We start from the raw sequence: 20,160 nt of genomic DNA on the forward strand, positions 1-20,160 counted from the left end.
CCCCACCGGCGTCACGGTCGGGCGACAGGCATAGGGGTCGCCGGGAGCGCCACCTTCGCGGCTCTCCCGAAAGGCACTGAATCCATGCATTGCGTACGTTTCATGGCCGAGTCCTCGTCCGCCGGCGTGCTCGAGCGCGACTTCCTGGTCGGCGAGGTCCCCGGGGTCCTGTGGTCGCCCGCGTCCGCCCTCGGTGGCGCACCGCTGGTGTTGATGGGCCACGGCGGCGGCCTGCACAAGAAGACCCCGGCCCAGGCCGCCCGGGCTCGTGACATGGTCACGAGCTGGGGATTCCACGTGGCCGCGATCGACGCGCCGGGGCACGGCGAGCGACCGCGCACGGCGGCCGACGACCGGGCCCGCACCGACATGCGCTCGGCGATGGCCGCCGGCGATCACGAGCGCTTCAAGGCGGTCAGCATCGGCTACACCAGGTCGCTGGCCGCCCGGGCCGTCCCCGAGTGGCGGGCGACCCTGGACGCCCTGCAGCGGTTGCCGTCGATCGGCCCGGATGCCCCGATCGGTTACGGCGGCGGCGTCTCGATGGGCACCGCGATCGGCATCCCGCTGACCGCGGTCGAACCGCGCATCTCCGCGGCCATCTTCGGCGCCGGCTTCTTCGTGTACGAGGACCTGCTGGCGGCCGCCCGGCGGATCACGGTCCCGATCCAGTATCTGGTGCCCTGGGACGACGAGTTCGTGACCCGTGAGTCGGCGTTCGAGTTGTTCGACGCCTTCGCTGCTCGGGAGAAGACGTTGCACGCCAACCCGGGCGATCACCGCCGCATCCGCTGGATCGGGCTCGACAACGAGTTCCTCCCCCGCCACCTGGGCCGGGCGACCGCCCCGACGGCCTGATCGGATCTGATCGGTGTCGGCGTCCGGCCGCGCGCCGGACGGATCGCCCCGGTGAACAGACCTGATCGGGGTCGGCGTGCGGCCGCGCGCCGGACGGATCACCCCGGTGAACAGACCTGATCGGGGTCGGCGTGCGGCCGCGCGCCGGACGGATCGCCCCGGTGAACAGACCAGATCGGGGTCGGCGGCCGGCCGCGCGCCGGATGCCGGCCCCGGTGATCGCTTGCGATCAGCGTTGCGACATCGCCGCGATCGAGCGGGTGGCGATTGCGGCGCGGGTTCAGCAGCCGATCCCGATCGGTTCGGGTCAGCGCTTCAGCGCTGCGACCGGGCGCGCTCCAGCAGGTGACGACGACAGGCGCGGGCCGCCGGGGAGAGCGGGCGATCGCGCCGGTGCATCAGGGCGATCGGCGGGTGCGGGATCGCCGGGCGCGGCTGTGCGTCACGATCGGCGGGCCGGGGCGGGTCGCGGCCGATCGCGCCAGCAGCGCCACGCCGACGCCGGCGGCGACCAGGTCGCGGATCGCCATGGCGCTGGACGCCTCGAACGGGATCCGCGGAATGAACCCGGCCGCCGACGCCGCCGTCCGCAGGATCTGATGCAGGCCGCTGCCCGCGGGCAAGCAGACGAACAGCTCGTCGCGCAGGTCGGCCAGCGACGTCACCGGCCGGTGGCCGGGCGGCAACGCCAGCACCAGATGCTCATCGGCGATCCGGCGCGCGCCGAACCGATCGGGCAGGTCCGCATGCCGCGGGCCGATCACCAGGTCGGTCTCGCCGGCGTCCAGGGCGGCCAGCAACCCCGCGATCAGATCCGATCGCAGCGACAGGTCCACGCCCGGATGCCGGTCGTGGAAGCCGGCCAGCGCCGCCGCCAGCGGGAAGTCGCCGAGAACGGCCGTCGCCCCGAGCGTCACCCGGCCGCGCAGGACCGCCGTCAACTCGGTCAGGTCCGATCGGGCGCCGGCCAGTTCCGACTGGATGCGATCGTATCGGGCCAGCAGCATCTCCCCGGCCTGGGTGAGCGTCACCCGGCGGGTGGTGCGGGCGAACAGCGGCACCCCGAGCTCCGCCTCGAGGGAGCGGACCTGAGCGGAAACGGCCGATTGCGCCAGCCGCAGGTGTTCCGCCGCCCGGGTGAAGCCGCCCTGCCGCGCGACCGCGGCGAACGTGTCCAGCTGCCGGAATTCCATGGATTCATCGTGCACCGCGCTGAATGCGTACGCGAAACGGACTTGGACCTTGCCGGTCGCGGCGACGAGGCTGGACCGTATGGAACAACGGAAACTCGGTGGTTTGACCTGCTCGGCGGTCGGGTTCGGGTGCATGGGCCTGTCTCAGGCCTACGGCCCGGCGGACGAGGACGCGTCGGTGCTGGCGATCCGGACCGCGCTGGACGCCGGCGTGACCCTGCTCGACACGGCGATGAGCTACGGCGCGGGGCACAACGAGCGGCTGGTCGGCCGCGCGATCGCGGGGCGCCGGGAGGAGGTGGTGCTGGCGACGAAGTTCGGCATCGTGCGCACCGATCAGGGCGTCGGCCTGGACGCGCACCCGGACCGCGTCGCCGGCTACTGCGACGCCTCGCTGCAGCGGCTGGGCGTGGCGGTGATCGATCTGTACTACCTGCACCGGGTCGATCCGGACGTGCCCCTGGCCGAAACGATCGGCGCGATGGCGTCTCTGGTCGAGGCCGGGAAGGTTCGCCACCTCGGGCTGTCCGAGGTGAGCCCGGCCCAGATCGAGGAGGCGAAAGCGGTCCATCCGATCGCCGCGATCGAATTCGAGTGGTCGCTGTCCTGGCGGGAACCGGAGGACGACGTGGTGCCGGCGGCGCGGGCGGCGGGCGCGGGCCTGGTGCCCTACAGCCCCCTCGGCCGGGGCCTGCTGACCGGGAAGCTGCCGACCGGGCCGTTCGCGCCCGGCGACTTCCGCGCCACCGACGGCCGGTTCGCCGGCGACGCGCTCGACCGGAATCTGACCCTGGTGGGCGAGCTGACCCGGATCGCCGAGAAGCGCGGCGTCACCACCGGTCAGCTGGCGCTGGCGTGGTTGCTGGCCCGCGGCCGGGACGTGGTGCCGATCCCGGGCACCCGCAACCACGCCCGGGTCGCCGAGAACGCGGCCGCCGCCGACATCACGCTGTCCGCGGACGACCTGGCGACGCTGGAGGCCGCCGCCCCGCGCGGGGCGTGGACCGGCGATCGCCGTTCCTTCGCGGCCCACGGCACGACCCGGACGACCGCCTAGATCCGACCGTCCGGAATGACGCCTTCTGTTCGTCAAGATGTCGAAGCCGGGGCGGCAGCTTCGACGTCCCGGCGAGGAAGGGAGTCAGCCATGACCACGAACGAACTCTCCGGGCGGCCGCCGATCGTCGGCCTGGACACCTGGCAGGCCGCCCGGGACGAGTTGCTGATCCGGGAGAAGGCGCACACCCGCGAGGGCGACGCGATCGCCGCGGCGCGTCGCCGGCTGCCCATGGCCGAGATCGACGGCGGCGTCGAGGTCGTCGGCCCGGACGGCCCGGTGCCGTTCCGGGACCTGTTCCAGGGCCGCGACGAACTGCTGGTCTATCAGCACATGTGGCACGACGGCGCGCCGCACCAGGGGCAGTGCGAGGGCTGCACGGTGGCGGCCTGGCATCTGCGGGACGCCACCTACCTGAACGCGCGCGGGGTGTCCTTCGCCGTGCTCACCCCTGGCCGGTGGGACGAGGTGGCCCCGTTCGTCGCGTTCATGGGGTACACCCAGCCGTGGTATTCGGTACGCGACGCGCCGGCGCCGGTCGGCGGCGACATGGGCTATTTCAGTTGCTTCCTGCGCGACGGCGAGCGCGTGTTCCTCACCTACCGCACGACCGGCCGGGGCACCGAGCCGGCCAGCGGGTCGTTCGCCCTGCTCGACATGACGCCGTACGGCCGGCGCGAGGCGTGGCAGGTCAGCCCGGAAGGCTGGCCCAAGGGTGAGGCACCCTGCTGGTACTGGCGTGCCGACGCGGACGGCACGCCCACCTGGGGCCCGACCAGCCGCCCGGCACCCCAGTGGACTCGTCCGGGAGCAACCCCGGAGACAACCCTCGGCCGGACCGGCACACACCGCTGACCCGGACACGTCCACCGACGACGTCCCCGGCGCCGGCGTCCCGACCCGGGCCTGCCGGGTCGGGACGCCGGCCGGTCGTCGGTTACTTGCCGCAGTTCGGTGCGGGCGGCACGTTCACGAACGCGTCGATGGTCTCGCCGGTCGACTGGCTGACCGCGTGGACCGTCATGTGCTGGGTGCCGGGCTGGTTCGGCGCGGCGTGCACCTCGCGAACGCCGATTTTCGGCGGGGTCCCGTGGGGCCCGGAGACCGAGGGCTGGTCGAAGAAGACTGTCCCGTTGTCGGCGAACGTCACTTGCCACACCTGACCGGCCGGCACATTGATCTCGAATTCCTCACCCTCCACCAACGAGCCGCCCGGCCCGTCGTCGTCGTGCTTGGATTTCAAGGTGTAGGAACTGCCGAGGGTTCCCACTCCGCTGGTGGAAACCTCGGGTCCGCACGGCCGCCCGCCGGCCGACGCCGGCCCGGCGAAGGCCAGTGCGCCGCCGATCACACCCGCCGCCAGCATTCCCGCCACGAACGCTCTCCGCATCCGTCTCCTCCTTGGTCCGCATGTTTCGAACTGTCTCCAGGAGGTACGCCGCGGGTTACACCAGTCCGACGAAATGAGATGGCCGGCTAGGCCCGGCCCGCGGAGAAGCGGACGTGCTCGAACGGGATCGATTTGTAGGCCAGGGTGGCCCCGGCGGCGGCCAGCGCGAGTGGCCCGCCGACCCACAGCCACAGCGGCTCGTCCACGCCGTCGACCGCGAGCACGATCACCGCCTGGACCGTCAAGATCAAGAACCCCACCGAGGCGTACGTGTAGACCCGCGCCCGGAACCGGCGCGCCGCCGGCCGCCGCTTGATCGCCTGCACGCCCGGGTTCTGCGCCATCCACTCCTCGGCGAGCGACACCGGCACGCCGCGCAGGTAGACGCCGCCGCCCCGCACCGGCGCGGTCGTGCCCACCGCACCGTCCGTCATGGACAGCCGCGGCACGACCTCGGCCGGCACCAGCAGGTTGACCCGCTCCGACATCCCCGCCCCCAAAAGATCACCGGCCGAGCGGAGACTACTGCCTAGATCAACGTACGTCCATAGTCACGAGGGCGATACTCCGCGTCGACTGAGCACCTCGAGGCGGTCCGAGGCGTACCCGACCATCCAATGCGGGCGCAACCGGTACATCCGGACGTCCTCCCCCCAGCTCAGCGGCGAACTGTCGTAGTACGCCGTCCAGTGCTCGAGGGTCTCCTTCCAGCCGTCGTCATCGGGCTGGATCCGCTCCGCCCGCCCGTGGCTGAACACGGCGAACTCCTCGCCGTCGATGTGCGCCACGCTGACCGCCGGCCGGCGTTCCAGGTGCCGGGCCTTGGCGGCCGCCCCCGCGGTGCTGAAGGTCCAGGTGGCGTGGAGGAAGTGCCCGTCCAGCGCGCTGATCCGCGGCTCGCCGCGGGCCGTCACGGTGGCGACGCTGAGCACCTTCATGCCGGTGAGCAGCCCGGTCAGATCCTCGGCGGTGAGGGTCCGGCCGGCGTGCACGATGTTGCGCAGGTGGCTGGTCGCACCCGCGTGCGACCGGTCGAGGAGGAGCTGCAGCGCGGCGATCTCTTCGGCGTTCTCCAGCATGACCTCAACGTAGTCCCGCGGCGGCGGCCAGTCACCGGCTGTCGACCGCCGGAGCGCCCGGCGCGCGCCCCGGTGAGCCGGCCGGTCCTAGGACGGCAACACCCAGTCCCGGACCTCCGGCATGTCCTCCAGATGCTCGACGACGTACTCCTCGTGCCGGGCGAGCTGCGACTCGCACCACGCCTTGAGGTCGGCGGCGCCGCGGGGCAGCCGTTTCGCGTTGTTGATCGCGTCCATCACCAGGTGGTAGCGGGACGCCTTGTTACGGACGGTCATGTCGAACGGGGTGGTGGTCGTGCCCTGCTCGATGAAGCCGCGTACCCGGAACCGGTCGGCGTCGGGCCGGCCGTGCACCAGCTGGTGGATCGCGCCCGGGTAGCCGTGGAAGGCGAAGACCACGTCGACCGTGTCGGTGAACAGCTCGGTGAACAGGGTGTCGCTCATGCCGTGCGGGTGGTCCTTGGGCCGGATCAGCGTCATCAGATCGACCACGTTGACCATCCGGACCCGGAAACCCGGCAGCCGGTCCTTGAGGATCTGCGCGGCCGCGACCGTCTCCATGGTCACGATGTCGCCGGCCGCGGCCAGCACGATGTCGGGGTCGGCCGAGCCGTCGTCGGAGCCGGCCCACTCCCAGATGCCGGCGCCGCGCGCGCAGTGCTCGATCGCCTCGTCCATCGTCAGGTACTGCAGCTGCGGCTGCTTGTCCTGGACGATCAGATTGACGTACGACCGGGACCGCAGGCAGTGGTCGGCCACCGACAGCAGGCAGTTCGCGTCCGGCGGCAGGTAGACCCGGGCCACCGTGCCGCGCTGGTTGAGCACCACCTGGATCAGGCCCGGCCCCTGGTGCGAGAAGCCGTTGTGGTCGTTGCGCCAGGCGGTGGAGGTCAGCAGGATGTTCAGGCTGGGCACCTTGGCCCGCCAGGGCAGGTTCGCCGCCTCCTGCAGCCACTTGCCGTGCTGGACCGTCTGCGACGCGCTGACCATCGCGAACGCCTCGTACGTGGCGAACAGCCCGTGCCGGCCGGTCAGCGTGTACCCCTCCAGCCAGCCGTGGCAGTTGTGCTCGCTCAGCACCTCCATCACCCGGCCGTCCGGCCCGAGCTTGACGTCGCCGGGGACGACCCGCTCCATGAACGCGCGGTCGGAGACCTCGAAGACCGCGCCGAGCCGGTTGCTGTTGGTCTCGTCCGGGCAGAACAGCCGGAACCGGTCGGGGCTGGACCGGTAGATGTCGCGCATCAGCTCGCCCAGCTTGCGGGTCGACTCGGCCCGCTCGGCGCCCGGCGTCTTGACCTCGATCTGGTAGTCGCGGAAATCCGGCATGTCCAGGTCGTTGATCAGCAGGCCGCCGTTAGCGTGCGGGGACGCGCTCATCCGCAGGTCGCCGGCCGGCGCCTGGGACCGGATCAGCTCGACCGGCGCGCCGCCGGAGTCGAAGAGCTCCTCCGGCCGGTACGACTTGAGCCAGCCCTCCAGCATCGCCAGATGCTCGGGGTTGTCCCGCACGCCGGACAGCGGCACCTGGTGCGACCGCCAGGTGCCCTCCACCGGCACGCCGTCCACCTCGTGCGGCCCGGTCCAGCCCTTCGGCGAGCGCAGCACGATCATCGGCCACGGCTCGTCGCTGCCGGCCCTCTTGTTCTGGATCCGCTGGTACGCATCGGCCAGCGCGGCGGCGAACCGGACGTGCATGCCGGGCAGGTCGTGCCCCTCGACCTCGATCACGTGGTAGCCGTGGCCGCGCAGGATCGAGCGGACCAGTTCCGGGTCTTTGCGGCCGAGCACCGTCGGGCCGGAGATCTTCGCGTCGTTGAGGTGCAGGATCGGCAGCACCGCGCCGTCGCGGGCCGGGTTGAGGAACGAGATGCCCTTCCACGAGCCCTCGAGCGGGCCGGTCTCGGCCTCGCCGTCGCCGACCACGGCGACGGTCAGCAGGCCGGGGTTGTCCATCACCGAGCCGAACGCGTGCACCAGCACGTACCCCAGCTCGCCGCCCTCGTGGATCGAGCCGGGCGTGGTCACCGAGACGTGGCTGGGGATGCCGCCGGGGCTGGAGAACTGGCGGAACAACCGGTTCATCCCCGCCTCGTCCTGGGTGACCCGCGGGTAGACCTCGGTGTAGGTGCCCTCCAGGTAGCCGGCGGCGACCAGCGCGGGACCGCCGTGGCCGGGGCCGGCCAGGTAGATGGCCTCCTGCCCGGTGAGCCGGATCAGCCGGGACACGTGCGCGTAGATGAACGACAGGCCGGGGCTCGTGCCCCAGTGCCCGAGCAGGCGGGGCTTGATGTGCCCGGCGGCGAGCGGCTCGCGCAGCAGCGGGTTGGCCTGCAGGTAGATCTGGCCGATGGTGAGGTAATTCGCGGCCCGCCACCAGGCGTCCAACTGGTCGAGCTCGGCCTGGTCGGGCTCCGCCAGGGTGCGGGCGAGATCGAGACTCACGGCGATGTCCTTTCGCGGTCGTCGGCTGCTCCCAACCTAGGCTTCCCCCGTACCGCCGGAGTAAGAGTCTTTTGACCCTGTGGATAACTTGAACCGTCGCGCTGTCGTTTCCGTGTCACCCTTCGTGCAGCTCCACCTCGCCCAAGTAAAAGCCCGCCTCGGCAAGGCCAAAGCCCACCCCACGGTCACCGTTCTTGCCGGTCTCGTCGTCTTCGCCGCCCTGATCTTCCCGAATGTGCTGGACCGGCTCACCCCACTGGGCTTCCTGCGCATCCCGGTCGAGGGCGCGTTCCTCATCGCGCTCCTGCTCGTCCCGCCGAAGCCACGCCGGGTCGCCGGCATCGTGATCGGCGTCCTGCTCGGCCTGCTGGTCATCGAGAAGTGCCTGGACATGGGCTTCTTCGCCGAGCTCAACCGGCCGTTCGACCCGGTGCTGGACTGGGTGCTCTTCGACGACGCGTACCACTTCGTGGTCGACTCGTACGGCAAAGGCGCCGCCATCGGCGCGATAGCGGCGATCCTGGCCCTCGTCGCGGTGATCCTGAGCCTGACCACCTGGGCGGTGCTGCGGATCGGCGGGCTGATCGGCCGCAACCAGCGCCGCTCGCTGATCGCCGCCGGTGGCATCGCGGTGGCCTGGGCGGCGAGCTTCGCGCTCGGTCTGGGGATCGGCGCGGTCCCGATCGCGGCGCGCAGCACGGCCACGTACGCCTGGGACCGCGTGCACCAGGCGCAGGACGGCCTGAAGGACCGGTCCGAGTTCGCCAAGGAGGTCAAGCAGGACGCCTTCGCGAAGGTCCCGCCGAGCGACATGCTCACCGCGCTGAAGGGCAAGGACGTCATCTTCACCTTCGTGGAGAGCTACGGCCGCAGCGCGATCGAGCACCCGCAGCTGGCCCCGATGGTCGACCCGGTCCTCGACCGGCTGACCACCCAGCTGACCACGGCCGGCTTCCAGTCCCGCAGCGGCTGGCTGACCTCGCCGACCTTCGGGGGCGGCAGCTGGCTCGCGCACTCGACCCTCGAGTCCGGCCTCTGGATCGACAACCAGCAGCGCTACCGCGACCTGGTCTCCAGCAACCGGCTGACCCTGACCCGGGCGTTCCACAACGAGGACTACCGTACGGTGAGCGTGATGCCCGGGGCGACCAGCGCCTGGCCGGAGGGCGCCTTCTACGGCTACGACCAGGTGTGGGACTCGCGGAACCTGGGCTACCGGGGGCCGAAGTTCAGCTGGGCGCCGATGCCCGACCAGTACACGCTCAAGCAGCTGAACACCATCGAGTACCAGAAGCCGAACCGCAAGAACCTGATGATCGAGATGCCGCTGGTCTCCAGCCACACGCCGTGGGCGCCGATCCCGAGCTACCTCGACGACTGGGACTCGATCGGCGACGGCTCGATCTACGCGCCGATGGCCGCCGACGGCAAGAAGCCGAAGGCACTGTGGGCCGACCCCAAGCAGGTCCGTCCGGAGTATGGGAAATCGATCGTCTACTCGGTGACCTCCCTGGTCAACTGGATCACCAAGTACGGCGACGACAACCTGGTGATGGTGTTCCTGGGCGACCACCAGCCCTCGCCGATCGCCTCGGGCGCCGGCGCGAGCCACGATGTCCCGATCTCGATCGTGACGAAGGACAAGGCTGTCATGGAGCGGATCACCGACTGGAAGTGGGCGGAGGGGCTGCGGCCCCAGGGAGATTCGCCGGAGTGGCCGATGAACGCGTTCCGCGATCGGTTCTTCACGGCGTTCGGCACGAAGGCGGCGGCGTCCTGAGGCTCTATCTCGACTGCGACACCGGGGTGGACGACGCCCTGGCGATCGCGTATCTGCTCGCCTCTCCGCAGGTGGAGCTCCTCGGCATCGGCACGTGCAACGGGAACACCTCGGCGGTCCAGGCCGCCCGCAATACCCTCGGTTTGCTCAATTTATCCGATATTTCGGACATTCCCGTCGCGATCGGCGAAGGAGCCCACCGCCCCGGCGCCGAGGTGGTGCACGGCGACAACGGCGTCGGCGGCGTGACGCTTCCCGACGGCGGCGAGCCTGATCCCAGGACCGCGACGGAGCTAATCAAAGGCCTCGCCCGGGACAATCCGGGCGAGCTGCACATCCTGGCGACCGGCCCCTGCACCAACCTCGGCCAGGTCCTGAGCGAGATGCCGGAGATAACGGATCTGATCGCGAGCGTGACGGTGATGGGCGGCGCCGTCCGCAGCCCCGGCAACGTCACGCCGCACGCCGAGGCCAACATCGCCGGCGACCCGGCCGCCGCGGCCGCCGTCCTCGCCGCGAACTGGCCGGTCACCCTGGTCCCCCTCGACGTGACGATGAACCACCGCTGGACCGAGGCCGACCGGGCCGCGCTCCGGGCCGGCGGCACCGCGCTGCACGAGGCACTCGCCGACATGGTCCCGGTCTACTTCGACTGGTACGAGCCCGAACTCGGCGTACGGGAAATTCCCCTGCACGATCCGCTGGCGGCCGCGATCGCGATCGGCGACCTCTCCCCATCCGACGCCCCGCGGCTCCCGCTGCGCGTCGACCCCGGGGGCGCGGTGCGCGAGGACCCTTCCGCTCCCTCGGCCGTCCGCGTCGTCTTCGCCCTGGCCGAGCCCGGCGGCCCCGCCATCCTCCGCCGCATCCTGCAACCCCGTCAGTAGTCCGGGCGGCGACCAGCGGCGGAGTTCGCCCCGCGCGCCCGCGCGCCTGCCCCCGCCCGATCTAGGAGGCGTTCCGTTCGGAGCTGACGGAAAGTCATCATCGATGCGGGCGGCCCCACCGAGGGTGGAGATTTCCTGTTCACGGCGGACGCGAAGCCTCCAAGGTCGGGGACCGGCTCTCACCTCGGGTCCAGCAGGACGGGGCGCAACTGGTCGAGCACCGCCGGATCGTCGATCGTGGACGGCGGTGGCTCCTCGGCGCCGTCGGCGATGCCGCGCATGGTGCGGCGCAGGATCTTCCCGGAGCGGGTCTTCGGCAGGGCCGCCACCACGTCCACCCGGCGCAGCGCCGCCACCGGCCCGATCTGCGCCCGCACCAGCGCGATCAGCTCCTCCTCGAGACGGGCCGGGTCCGCGTCGACGCCGCTCTTCAGGACCACGAAGCCGCGCGGCAGCTGGCCCTTGAGCGGGTCCGCCACGCCGATCACCGCGCACTCGGCGACGGCCGGGTGGCCCGCGAGGACCTCCTCCATCGCGCCGGTGGACAGGCGGTGGCCGGCCACGTTGATGACGTCGTCGGTGCGGCCCATGACGTACAGGTAGCCGTCCTCGTCGAACCGGCCGCCGTCGCCGGTCAGGTAGTTCCCCGGGTACGCCGACAGGTACGACCGCACGTACCGGTCGTCGTCGCCCCACAGGGTCGGCAGGCAGCCGGGCGGCAGCGGCAACTCCAGCAGGATCGACCCGTCCTCGCCCGGCGGCAGGTCCGCGCCGGCCGGGTCCACGACCCGCACGCGGTAGCCCGGGACCGGGAACGACGGCGTCCCGGGCCGGGTCGGCAGCCGCTCCAGGCCGCGGGGGCTCGCCGCGATCGGCCAGCCGGTCTCGGTCTGCCACCAGTTGTCGATCACCGGGATGCGCAGCAGGTCGCCGGCCCACTCGTACGTCTGCGGGTCCAGCCTCTCCCCCGCCAGAAAGAGCAGTCGCAGCGAGCTCAGGTCGCGCCCGCGCAGCGCGGCGCCCGACGGGTCCTCCTTCTTGATCGCCCGGATCGCGGTCGGCGCGGTGAACATCGTGCGCACCCGATGCTGCGAAGCGACCCGCCAGAACGCGCCCGCGTCCGGCGTGCCGACCGGCTTGCCCTCGTAGAGGATCGTGGTCGCTCCGGTGAGCAGCGGCGCGTACACGATGTACGAGTGACCTACCACCCAGCCGACGTCGGAGGCCGCCCAGAAGACGTCGCCCGGCCCGGTGTCGAAGATCGCCCGCATCGACCAGCGCAGGGCGACCGCGTGCCCGCCGTTGTCGCGCACCACGCCCTTCGGCTTCCCGGTGGTGCCGCTGGTGTACAGGATGTAGAGCGGATCGGTCGCCGCCACCGGCACACACTCGGCCGGTGAGGCGCCGTCCACCGCCTCGGCCCAGCTCACGTCCCGCCCGGGCCGCAGCGAGCCGGGGTGTTGCGGGCGCTGGAAGACGACGACCTCGGCGGGCTCGTGCGACGCCAGCGACAGCGCGGCCTCGAGCATCGGCAGGTAGGGCACCACCCGCCCGGCCTCCACCCCGCAGGAGGCGGCCACCACCACCGTCGGCCGGGCGTCGTCGATGCGCGCCGCCAGCTCCTTGGCGCCGAAGCCGCCGAACACGACCGAGTGCACCGCGCCGAGCCGGGCGCAGGCGAGCATCGCCACGACCGTCTCCGGGATCATCGCCATGTAGATCACCACCCGGTCGCCCCGGCCGACCCCGAGCCGCCGGAGCGCGCCGGCGAAGACCGCGACCTCGTCGCGCAGGCCCTCGTACGTGTACGAGGCGAGCACACCGGTCACCGGGCTGTCGTGCACCAGCGCCACCCGGGCGCCGAAGCCCGCCTCGACGTGCCGGTCCAGCGCGTTGTGGCAGGTGTTCAGCCGCGCGCCGGGGAACCAGCGGTAGAACGGCGGCCGGTCGTCGTCGAGGATCCGGCCGGGCGGCGTGACCCAGTCGATCAGCTCGGCGGCGTCCCGCCAGAAGCCCTCGGGGTCGGCCATGCTCCGCTCGTACGCCTGCCGGTATTCGCCCATGTGATCAGTCAGCACCCTGCGAGTCCCGCCGTCCAGGTGCTTGCACGGAAAAGCCTCCCCCGCGCGCCGCGCATCCAGAGATTACCGAAAAAACCGGCTTTTCACTCCGTAGCCTGATTTCATGGGTCTGTTCGCCAGCCGGTCCGACGAGCGCCCCGCGCCGCCGCGATCCGGGCCGGCGCGAAGGCCGGGATCGCCATGACGATCGCCCGGGGCGGCGCGGTCACCGCCGTCCTCGAGCTCTACGGCCGGCACGAACTGGCCGTCGACGGCGCGCTGACCAGCAAGTGGGGCGCGATCATGCGGGTCGCCGAGCAGGCCCGGCAGGGCGCGCTCGCCGCGTTCGTCACCCGGCAGCTCGCCGACGACCGGCTCGCGGTCACCACCGTCGTCGACGCGCTCGGGCACACCGAGGAGACCGCCGAGGCGACCGAGCGGGTCTCCGAGCAGATCGCCGCGCTGCGGGCCACCGCCGAGTCGGTGGCGGCCGGCATCCGCACCACCAGCGACACGATCGGCCAGATGGACGCGGTCCAGGCCCGCATCGGCGAGGTCCTCGAAGAACAGGCGACCATGGCCCACGCCTTCGAGAGGTGAACCCCCTTCAAAAGCCTTGGCCGTACGCGTGGACACCGGTCCCCGGTGAGCCGGCCACGCGCCGTCGTCGGTCACCCTCCGCGCGCGGCCGCCGGGCTGTCCTGCATGGCAAACCCCGGGCGTGTGGTCCTGGTCTTGGGCCGGGCCCGCCCGGCGGCCGGGGCCGGAGCCGGTGTTGCAGCTCGCGGCCCTGGCACGCCGGGGACTCGAATGGGGCTCGTACGGTAAAGGTGCGCAAGGGAAACGCCCGGCGGAAGGAAACGGCCTGGGTTTGGTCAGTACCGGAAGCGGGCGACCAGGCTCTGCAATTGGTGCGCGGTGACGGCTAGTTCGTCGGCCGCGGCGCGGGTGTCGCCGACGGCGCCGGAGGTGCGCCGGGTCGCGTCGGAGACCGTGCCGATCGTCTGGGCGATGTTGCCGGCGCCGGCCGCCGCCTCGGAGAGCGTGCGGTTCATCTCCTGGGTGGTCGCCGTCTGCTCCTCCACCGCCGAGGCGATCGCCAGCTGGATGCCGTTGATCCGCTCGATGATCGTGGAGATCTCGCCGATCGCGGTGACCGCGCCGTCGGTGTCGGCCTGGATCGCCTGCACCCGGCGGGAGATGTCCTCGGTCGCCTTCGCCGTCTCCTGGGCCAGGTCCTTGACCTCGCCCGCGACGACCGCGAAGCCCTTGCCCGACTCGCCCGCGCGAGCCGCCTCGATCGTCGCGTTCAGCGCGAGGAGGTTGGTCTGCTCGGCGATCGCGGTGATCGTCTTGACCACGGTGGCGATCTCGCTGGACGACTCGCCGAGCCGGGCCACGATCGCGTTGGTCTGCGCGGCCACCTCGACGGCCTGCACGGCCACCTCGGACGCCTCGGTCGTGGAGACGCTGATGTCCCGGATCGCCGAGCCCATCTCCTCCGAGCCGGCGCTGACCACCTGCAGGTTGTTGGAGACCACGTCGGCCGCGGCGGCCACCGTGCCGGCCTGCGACGACGCCTCGGACGCGGCCGCGTCGACCTGGCCGGAGACGGCGGTCAGCTGGCTGGCGGCCGAGTTCAGCGTGCCCGCGTTGCCGGCCAGCTGCACCAGGTCCTCCCGGAGCCGGCTGAGCCCCCGGTCGAGCGAGTTCGCCATCCGGCCGACCTCGTCCTCGGAGGCCACCCCCGACGTACGGGTGAGGTCGCCCTCGGCGAGCCCCTCGGCCACGTGGGCGACGTTCTGCACGGCGCTCCGCACCCGGCTCGCCACCCGGAACCCGATCAGCAGGCTGAGCAGCACGCCCGCGGCCAGCAGCGCGGACACCGTCCAGGTCGCGGTGCGGCCGGCCTTCTTGGCGGCGGCGATGCTCTCGTCGGACAGCGCCTGCGCCCGGTTCTGCAGCGTCGACTCGTCGGCCACGAGCGCGCCGTAGATCTGGTTGTACTGCTGGACGATCTTGTCGAAGTCGGCCTTGGTGAGATGCGAGGTGTCCTGCGCGGCCTGGTTGTTGAAGGCCAGGTACGCCTGCCAGTCGGACTTCGCCCTCTCCACCGCGGCGGTGCCCGCCTGGTCGCCGGCCAGGCTCTGCCCGAGGCTGCTCAGGGCGCCCTCGATCGCGGCCTGATCGGCCGCGAGCATCTGCTTGAGCGCGTCGGCGATGGCCGGATACAGCTTGAGCGCCGACACCCCGCCGCCGTAGGCCTCCACGTTCTTGGCGAACGCGCCCGCCGCGGCCTCGACCGTGATGGTCTTGCGCTGCGCCGCGGCGGCGTCCGCGTTCTGCGACCGGAGCGTCATGATGGCGACGCCGCCGACGATGAGACCGCTGATCGTCGCGGTCAGGACGGCAGTACCGATCTTCGTGCCTAGCGAGCGATTGTCGAACGCTCCAGCGAGCCCCATGCCCGTTCCTCCCGTCACACCCTCGTACCGGAAAGATCGGCACCGGGGTGCCTGGGGATGAGGAACACGGCTGATCCCGTAATGTCCGGCCGGCTCCCGGCACTGATGCTACGGTCGCGATCATGGCCGCGGTTCTCCCCTCCCGCCACGCGGGCGGCCCGCCTCTGCTCCTCGATCGCCGCCCGAGCGAGCCGGAATTCCGCGCACTCCTCGACCACGGCACCGCCGAGGACATGGCCGACGTCCTGCTCGCCCTGGAGGAACCGGCCCGCCGCGCGCTCGCCGCCCGGCTGCCCGCCCACGCGGAAGCCGAGCCGGCCCTGCTGGTCGCCGGCGCCGGCTGCCTCACCGGCACCGACCGGCTGGTCGCCTGGTTGCGCTCCCGTCGCTTCCACCAGCGCCCGACCGAGCAAACCCTGCTTGCGCTCGTACGGGTGATGTCCGCGCCCGGCCGCCCCCGCCTGACGACGGTGGCCGGGGCCCTGGCCCGCCAGTTGCAGCCGCGTGCGGCCTGGCCCGGGGAATGGGCGGTGGCCGAGGCGCTGCTGCTGGCCGCCGAGATCCCGCCACCGGGCACCGACGCGGTGGCCCGGCGCTGGATCCGCTCGCGCGCCACGGCCGGCCCCGCGCTGGCCGCGCGACTGGCCGACGATCCGTGGCTGGAGCGCATGCTGCCCCGCGTCTTCTTCCCGCCCCCGGGCGTCAGCATCGACCAGCACTGGCCGGCCGCGCTGCTCAGCCTCGCGTCGGACGGGCGCCTGACCCGGGCCGCGCTGCTCCGCCTGGCACTGCGCCGGATGGCGTCGCCGTCCCGTGCCGGCTCGTTCACGGCGGTGGTGGCCCTGCACCAGATGCTGGCCCCGGCGGCGGCGGAGCAGGCGAAGCACCGAGCGGAGTACCACCGCCTGGTGACCAGCCCCCACGCGGCGGTGAGGGCACTGGCCAAGCAGGCGGTGGCGGCCCTGGAGGTGAGGAAGGGAGCGGCCGCTCCCCCGCCTTTGCCGCCCGTCCCGCCCGCGGCCGCCGCAGCCGCTGGGCCGCCCGCGCCCGCCGCTTCGCCCGCGCCCGCCGGTTCGCCCGCGCCGGCCGCTTCGCCCGCGGCCGCCGGTTCGCCCGCGCCCGCCGGTTCGCCCGCGCCCGCCGGTTCGCCCACGCCCACCCGGTCGCGCGTGCCCACTCGGCCGCCCGCGTCCTCGCGAAGGCCCAAGTCCCCGACCGCCCCGCCCACCGCGCCTTCGCCCTCCCGACGGCCGAAACCCCCGCCCGCACCCTCCCGACAGCCCGCAGCGGTCACTCCCGAATCGCCGCCACCCTCCGGCCCGGACCCACAGACCACCGAGTCGATCGCTCCCCGAGACGCCGAAGCCGTGAGCCCCACTCCGCAGGCTCCACCACCTGCGGCCCCCGCACCCCCACCCTCGCGCATCCGGGTGTTCCCGCCCGCCCCGGCGCGCCCCGCGGCCGATCCGATGCCCCCACCGATCGCCTCGGTGGCCGAACTGGCCGCGGAGATGGCGGCGCTACGAGCCGACCCCTGGCAACCGGTCTCCTTGGAACGCCTCCTGGCCGGCCTGGTCACCTTCGCCGTCACCGACCGCCCGGCCGCCGCCGACGCCCTCCGCCCGCTCCTGGACGGCACCGACTCACCGCTCGACGACCTCATCCGTGGGTTTACCCAAGGCACCCTGGAAATCAGACCTGGGTCGGACGCGCCCACGCGGCCGCACCAGTACCGTCGTACGTGGGAGACAAACCCCGACCCCCGACGAGACAACGGAATAGCCGACCTCACCGGCACCGGCCGCCCGCCCGAGCCCGGCCCGCCCCAGCCCGCCCCGATCGGCAGGCCGCGGCGACGCCCCACCGTCCCCGCTCCGCAGGCGATGGTGCTGGCCCGCATCCGTGAGCTGGCCACCCAACTGGCCACCGGCGCCCCGCCCGCGCTGCTGGCCACCCCGGCCACGGTCGACGGCCACGTCAGCCCGGCCCGGGTGCTGCTCCGCCTGCTCGAGTCCGAGCGCGACGGCTGGCAGCCCGGCCCGTGCGACCTGACGCAGGCGCTGCTCCGCCTGCCCAGGCACGTGGACGCGGGCACCGCCGAGGCCGTGGCCCGCCTGGCCTCCCCGGCGGGCCGGCGCTACGCGGCCTGGCTGAAGGCCGGCGGCCTCGCCGACCCGGTGACCACGGTGAGCAGCGCCCCCGACGAGCCCGGCCGCCGAACGGTGACGTTCATCCGCATCGACCCACCAATCGTCGCCCCGGACAACGGCACCCCCACAGCAACGCCCGGCACCGCCACGACCGGCACCGCCACAACCACAGCCCCGACCACTGCCACGACCGGCGCTGCGTACCCGTCAGGCGCCGTGGGCGGCCCCGCGGAGGTGCTCCGCCGGCTGCTCACCGAGCCCCTGGAGGTCCGCGCTCCCGAGCAGCCCGGCGACGCGGCGCCGAACGGTCCCGAGCCGGACCTGCGGTGCTGGCCGATGGTGTTGCCGAGCCATCGGGACGTCGTGGCCGCGCACTGCCTGCCGCACCTCGGTGGACGCGACGACGCCGGGCAGATCCTGGTGGAGCTCGCTCGAGCGGACGGTCCGTTCGGTCCGGCGATGGCCGTCGCGCTCGCGCGCGGGCTGGTGTCGGCGCGGATCGCCGAGCGGGAGACGGCCATCGAGGCGCTGCTGCACCTGGCGGGCCACGGCGGGCTGGACGCCGCGCTGCTCGCCCGCGAACTGCGGGTACCGGTCGTCGCCGGGACCAGCCCGGACACGGCACCAACCGTCCCGGCCCGGACGCTCACCGAGGAGGCCACGGGTGCGGGACCGGCCGCGGCGGTCGCCGAGGTCCTGGCGGCGTTGGGGCGAACCGGAGCATGGCATCTGGTGTGGGCGATCGCCTATGACGTCGTACCGGCGATGTTGCGGCTCGATCCGCCGCCGGCCGGGGCATCGGCGCTGGTGGCTGTGGCGGCCGAGGCGGCCGGAGCAACCGGGGTGCGGGCCGACCTGCCCGAGGTGGCCGCGACCGCCGGCCATGCCACCGACCCGGGCCTGCGTGCCGAGGCGGCGCGCCTGGCCCGCGCGATCGGATGAGCCACGCGATCGGCTTTCCCGCGCCCGGCTGACCGGCCAGGCGTACCGAGGCCTCAGACATCGTTCATCCGAGCCGAAGAGACGAACGGAACATCGCACTGCGAAGCTCGGGGAAGAGGCCTCCCATGCCGGACCGGATCAGCGCCCTCGAGGTCACCGTCCCCCGTAGCCGGCTGGTCGGCTGGTTCACGGACCGGCGGGTCAGCACCAAGCTCCTGGCCTCCGTGCTGACCATGGGCGTGGTGGCGCTGGTCATCGCCGTGCTCGGGGTCACCCGGATGACCAAGCTGAGCAACTCGCTCGACGAGATGCGGGCGACCCACGTGGAGAGCGCCCTCTACCTCGGCAAGGTCAGCGACGGCGTGGCGCTGAACTGGCGGGCCATGATGCTCCAGGCGCTGAAGTACCCGGAGGCGGTCACCGCCAAGCAGGGCGCCGATGCCGCCGTGGACGCCGCGGTCGCCTCGTACCGGCGGACCGCCGCCGGGTCGACGGCCCGGCTCGCCGCCGTCGACAGGTTCGACCAGGCCGCCAGGAACTTCCGGGTGCTGCGCGACGTCTTCACCTTCGGGCAGGCGCCGCCGGCCGGTTTCACCATGCCGGCCCCGGCGCAGATCGTGCCGACCTTCCAGAAGTACGAGGCGGAGATGACCGGCTCGCTGGCGAACCTGCAGTCGGTCGAGCGCTCCGAGTCCGCCCGCCTCGCCGACGACGCCCGCACCCAGTACCGGGACGCCCGCACGATCATGTACACCGCGCTGGTCCTGGGCATCCTGCTGGGGCTGGGTCTGGTGCTGCCGCTGTCCAAGAGCATCAAGAGCCAATTGCGTACGGTCGGCGACGCCTTGGACGCGGTCGCCGCCGGCGATCTCACCCGGGCCGCCGAGGTCCGTGCCCGCGACGAGATCGGCGTGATGGCCGCGGCCGTCAACCGGGCCCGGGCCGGCCTGCGCGAGACGGTGGAGGCGCTGACCGCCGGGTCCCGCACCCTCGGCCAGAGCGCCCGCTCGCTCACCGACATCACCTCCCGGATCGGCCGCAGCGCCGAGGAGGCCGCCAGCCAGGCGAACGAGGTCGCCTCGGCCGCGGACACCGTCTCCGCGAACGTCAGCACGGTCGCGGCCGGCTCCGAGCAGATGGGCTCCTCGATCAGGGAGATCTCCCGCAACGCCAACGACGCCGCCCAGGTCGCCGCCGAGGCGGTCGAGGTCGCCGCGTCCACCAACCAGACGGTCTCCCAGCTGGGCGACAGCTCGGCCGAGATCGGCAACGTGGTCAAGGCGATCACCGCGATCGCCGAGCAGACCAACCTCCTCGCCCTGAACGCCACCATCGAGGCCGCCCGGGCGGGCGAGTCGGGCAAGGGCTTCGCCGTGGTCGCCTCCGAGGTGAAGGACCTCGCCCAGGAGACCGCGAAGGCGACCGAGGACATCTCCCGGCGGGTCGAGGCGATCCAGGCCGACACCTCCAGCGCGGTGGAGGCGATCACCCGGATCGGCGAGATCATCGCCCGGATCAACGACTACCAGCTCACCATCGCCAGCGCTGTCGAGGAGCAGACCGCCACCACCACCGAGATGAGCCGCAGCGTCGGCGACGCGTCCGGCGGCACCACCAGCATCGCCGGCACCATCGGCGGGGTGGCGACCGCGGCCCGCAGCACCACCGCCTCCCTCGCCGAGGCCGACGCCACCGTCGCCGAGCTCGCCCGCCTGGCCGACGACCTCGACCGGGTGGTCCGCCGTTTCACCATTTAGTGAGCTGATCTCAACGACTTTGCGGTAGGTATTTGTATTCGAAATGGGTGAGGTGCAGTGCTGCTGCGAGGATGTCGCTGGTCCGCCGGGGGCTGGC

The 20,160-nt window shown here is 72.5% G+C and carries 15 protein-coding genes; 8 read left to right on the forward strand and 7 right to left on the reverse strand.

Features of this window, described 5'->3' with window-relative positions; genetic code table 11:
* Positions 1-102 precede the first annotated feature (102 nt).
* Entirely contained in the window at positions 103-858 is a 756-nt protein-coding gene (locus IH26_RS0142885) for a dienelactone hydrolase family protein (protein WP_245665936.1), read from the forward strand.
* Between the two features lie 398 nt (positions 859-1,256).
* On the opposite strand, the gene IH26_RS54705 is transcribed toward IH26_RS0142885, so the two are convergent.
* Entirely contained in the window at positions 1,257-2,051 is a 795-nt protein-coding gene (locus IH26_RS54705; protein ID WP_245665937.1) for a LysR family transcriptional regulator, read from the reverse strand.
* A gap of 79 nt (positions 2,052-2,130) precedes the next feature.
* Here IH26_RS54705 and IH26_RS0142895 point away from each other — a divergent pair, with 79 nt between their 5' ends.
* Together IH26_RS0142895 and IH26_RS0142900 are read left to right on the forward strand one after the other, a co-directional pair.
* Complete coding sequence (locus IH26_RS0142895; RefSeq protein ID WP_030442049.1) at positions 2,131-3,108, forward strand: aldo/keto reductase; 978 nt, start codon at positions 2,131-2,133, stop codon at positions 3,106-3,108.
* 90 nt (positions 3,109-3,198) lie between these two features.
* Positions 3,199-3,963, forward strand: a complete 765-nt coding sequence (locus tag IH26_RS0142900; RefSeq protein ID WP_030442050.1) for a DUF899 family protein — start codon at positions 3,199-3,201, stop codon at positions 3,961-3,963.
* A gap of 82 nt (positions 3,964-4,045) precedes the next feature.
* On the opposite strand, the gene IH26_RS0142905 is transcribed toward IH26_RS0142900, so the two are convergent.
* The 4 genes from IH26_RS0142905 to IH26_RS0142920 form a co-directional block, all read right to left on the reverse strand.
* Positions 4,046-4,498, reverse strand: coding sequence for a hypothetical protein (locus IH26_RS0142905; protein ID WP_030442051.1), 453 nt, complete (start codon positions 4,496-4,498; stop codon positions 4,046-4,048).
* An 86-nt stretch (positions 4,499-4,584) separates the two neighbouring features.
* Positions 4,585-4,986, reverse strand: coding sequence for a hypothetical protein (locus IH26_RS0142910; RefSeq protein ID WP_030442052.1), 402 nt, complete (start codon positions 4,984-4,986; stop codon positions 4,585-4,587).
* 63 nt (positions 4,987-5,049) lie between these two features.
* Positions 5,050-5,577, reverse strand: a complete 528-nt coding sequence (locus IH26_RS0142915) for a pyridoxamine 5'-phosphate oxidase family protein (protein ID WP_030442053.1) — start codon at positions 5,575-5,577, stop codon at positions 5,050-5,052.
* Between the two features lie 87 nt (positions 5,578-5,664).
* Positions 5,665-8,022 (reverse strand): phosphoketolase family protein, encoded by a 2,358-nt coding sequence (locus IH26_RS0142920; protein ID WP_030442054.1) that lies wholly within the window; start codon positions 8,020-8,022, stop codon positions 5,665-5,667.
* Positions 8,023-8,134: 112 nt separating this feature from the next.
* On the opposite strand from IH26_RS0142920, the gene IH26_RS0142925 reads away from it, so the two are divergent.
* Positions 8,135-9,802: a sulfatase-like hydrolase/transferase gene (locus tag IH26_RS0142925; protein ID WP_084599604.1), complete on the forward strand. Its 1,668-nt coding sequence runs from the start codon at positions 8,135-8,137 to the stop codon at positions 9,800-9,802.
* Positions 9,736-10,689, forward strand: coding sequence for a nucleoside hydrolase (locus IH26_RS0142930; RefSeq protein WP_030442056.1), 954 nt, complete (start codon positions 9,736-9,738; stop codon positions 10,687-10,689). The genes IH26_RS0142925 and IH26_RS0142930 overlap by 67 nt, the downstream gene beginning before the upstream one ends.
* A 179-nt stretch (positions 10,690-10,868) precedes the next feature.
* Here IH26_RS0142930 and IH26_RS0142935 read toward each other — a convergent pair whose 3' ends face one another.
* Positions 10,869-12,752, reverse strand: a complete 1,884-nt coding sequence (locus IH26_RS0142935) for a propionyl-CoA synthetase (protein WP_030442057.1) — start codon at positions 12,750-12,752, stop codon at positions 10,869-10,871.
* Positions 12,753-12,950: 198 nt separating this feature from the next.
* Between IH26_RS0142935 and IH26_RS0142940 the strand changes: the two genes are divergently transcribed.
* Positions 12,951-13,349, forward strand: coding sequence for a hypothetical protein (locus IH26_RS0142940; RefSeq protein WP_030442058.1), 399 nt, complete (start codon positions 12,951-12,953; stop codon positions 13,347-13,349).
* A 275-nt stretch (positions 13,350-13,624) separates the two neighbouring features.
* On the opposite strand, the gene IH26_RS0142945 is transcribed toward IH26_RS0142940, so the two are convergent.
* Positions 13,625-15,214: a methyl-accepting chemotaxis protein gene (locus tag IH26_RS0142945; protein WP_030442059.1), complete on the reverse strand. Its 1,590-nt coding sequence runs from the start codon at positions 15,212-15,214 to the stop codon at positions 13,625-13,627.
* Between the two features lie 122 nt (positions 15,215-15,336).
* On the opposite strand from IH26_RS0142945, the gene IH26_RS60515 reads away from it, so the two are divergent.
* Entirely contained in the window at positions 15,337-18,306 is a 2,970-nt protein-coding gene (locus tag IH26_RS60515; RefSeq protein WP_030442060.1) for a hypothetical protein, read from the forward strand.
* A gap of 125 nt (positions 18,307-18,431) precedes the next feature.
* Positions 18,432-20,063 carry a methyl-accepting chemotaxis protein gene (locus tag IH26_RS0142955; RefSeq protein WP_030442061.1) on the forward strand — a complete coding sequence of 544 codons (1,632 nt, stop codon included), beginning with the start codon at positions 18,432-18,434 and terminating at the stop codon, positions 20,061-20,063.
* The last annotated feature ends 97 nt before the right edge of the window (positions 20,064-20,160 follow it).

This window comes from Actinoplanes subtropicus, assembly GCF_000721705.1.
GTDB classification, from domain to species: domain Bacteria; phylum Actinomycetota; class Actinomycetes; order Mycobacteriales; family Micromonosporaceae; genus Actinoplanes; species Actinoplanes subtropicus.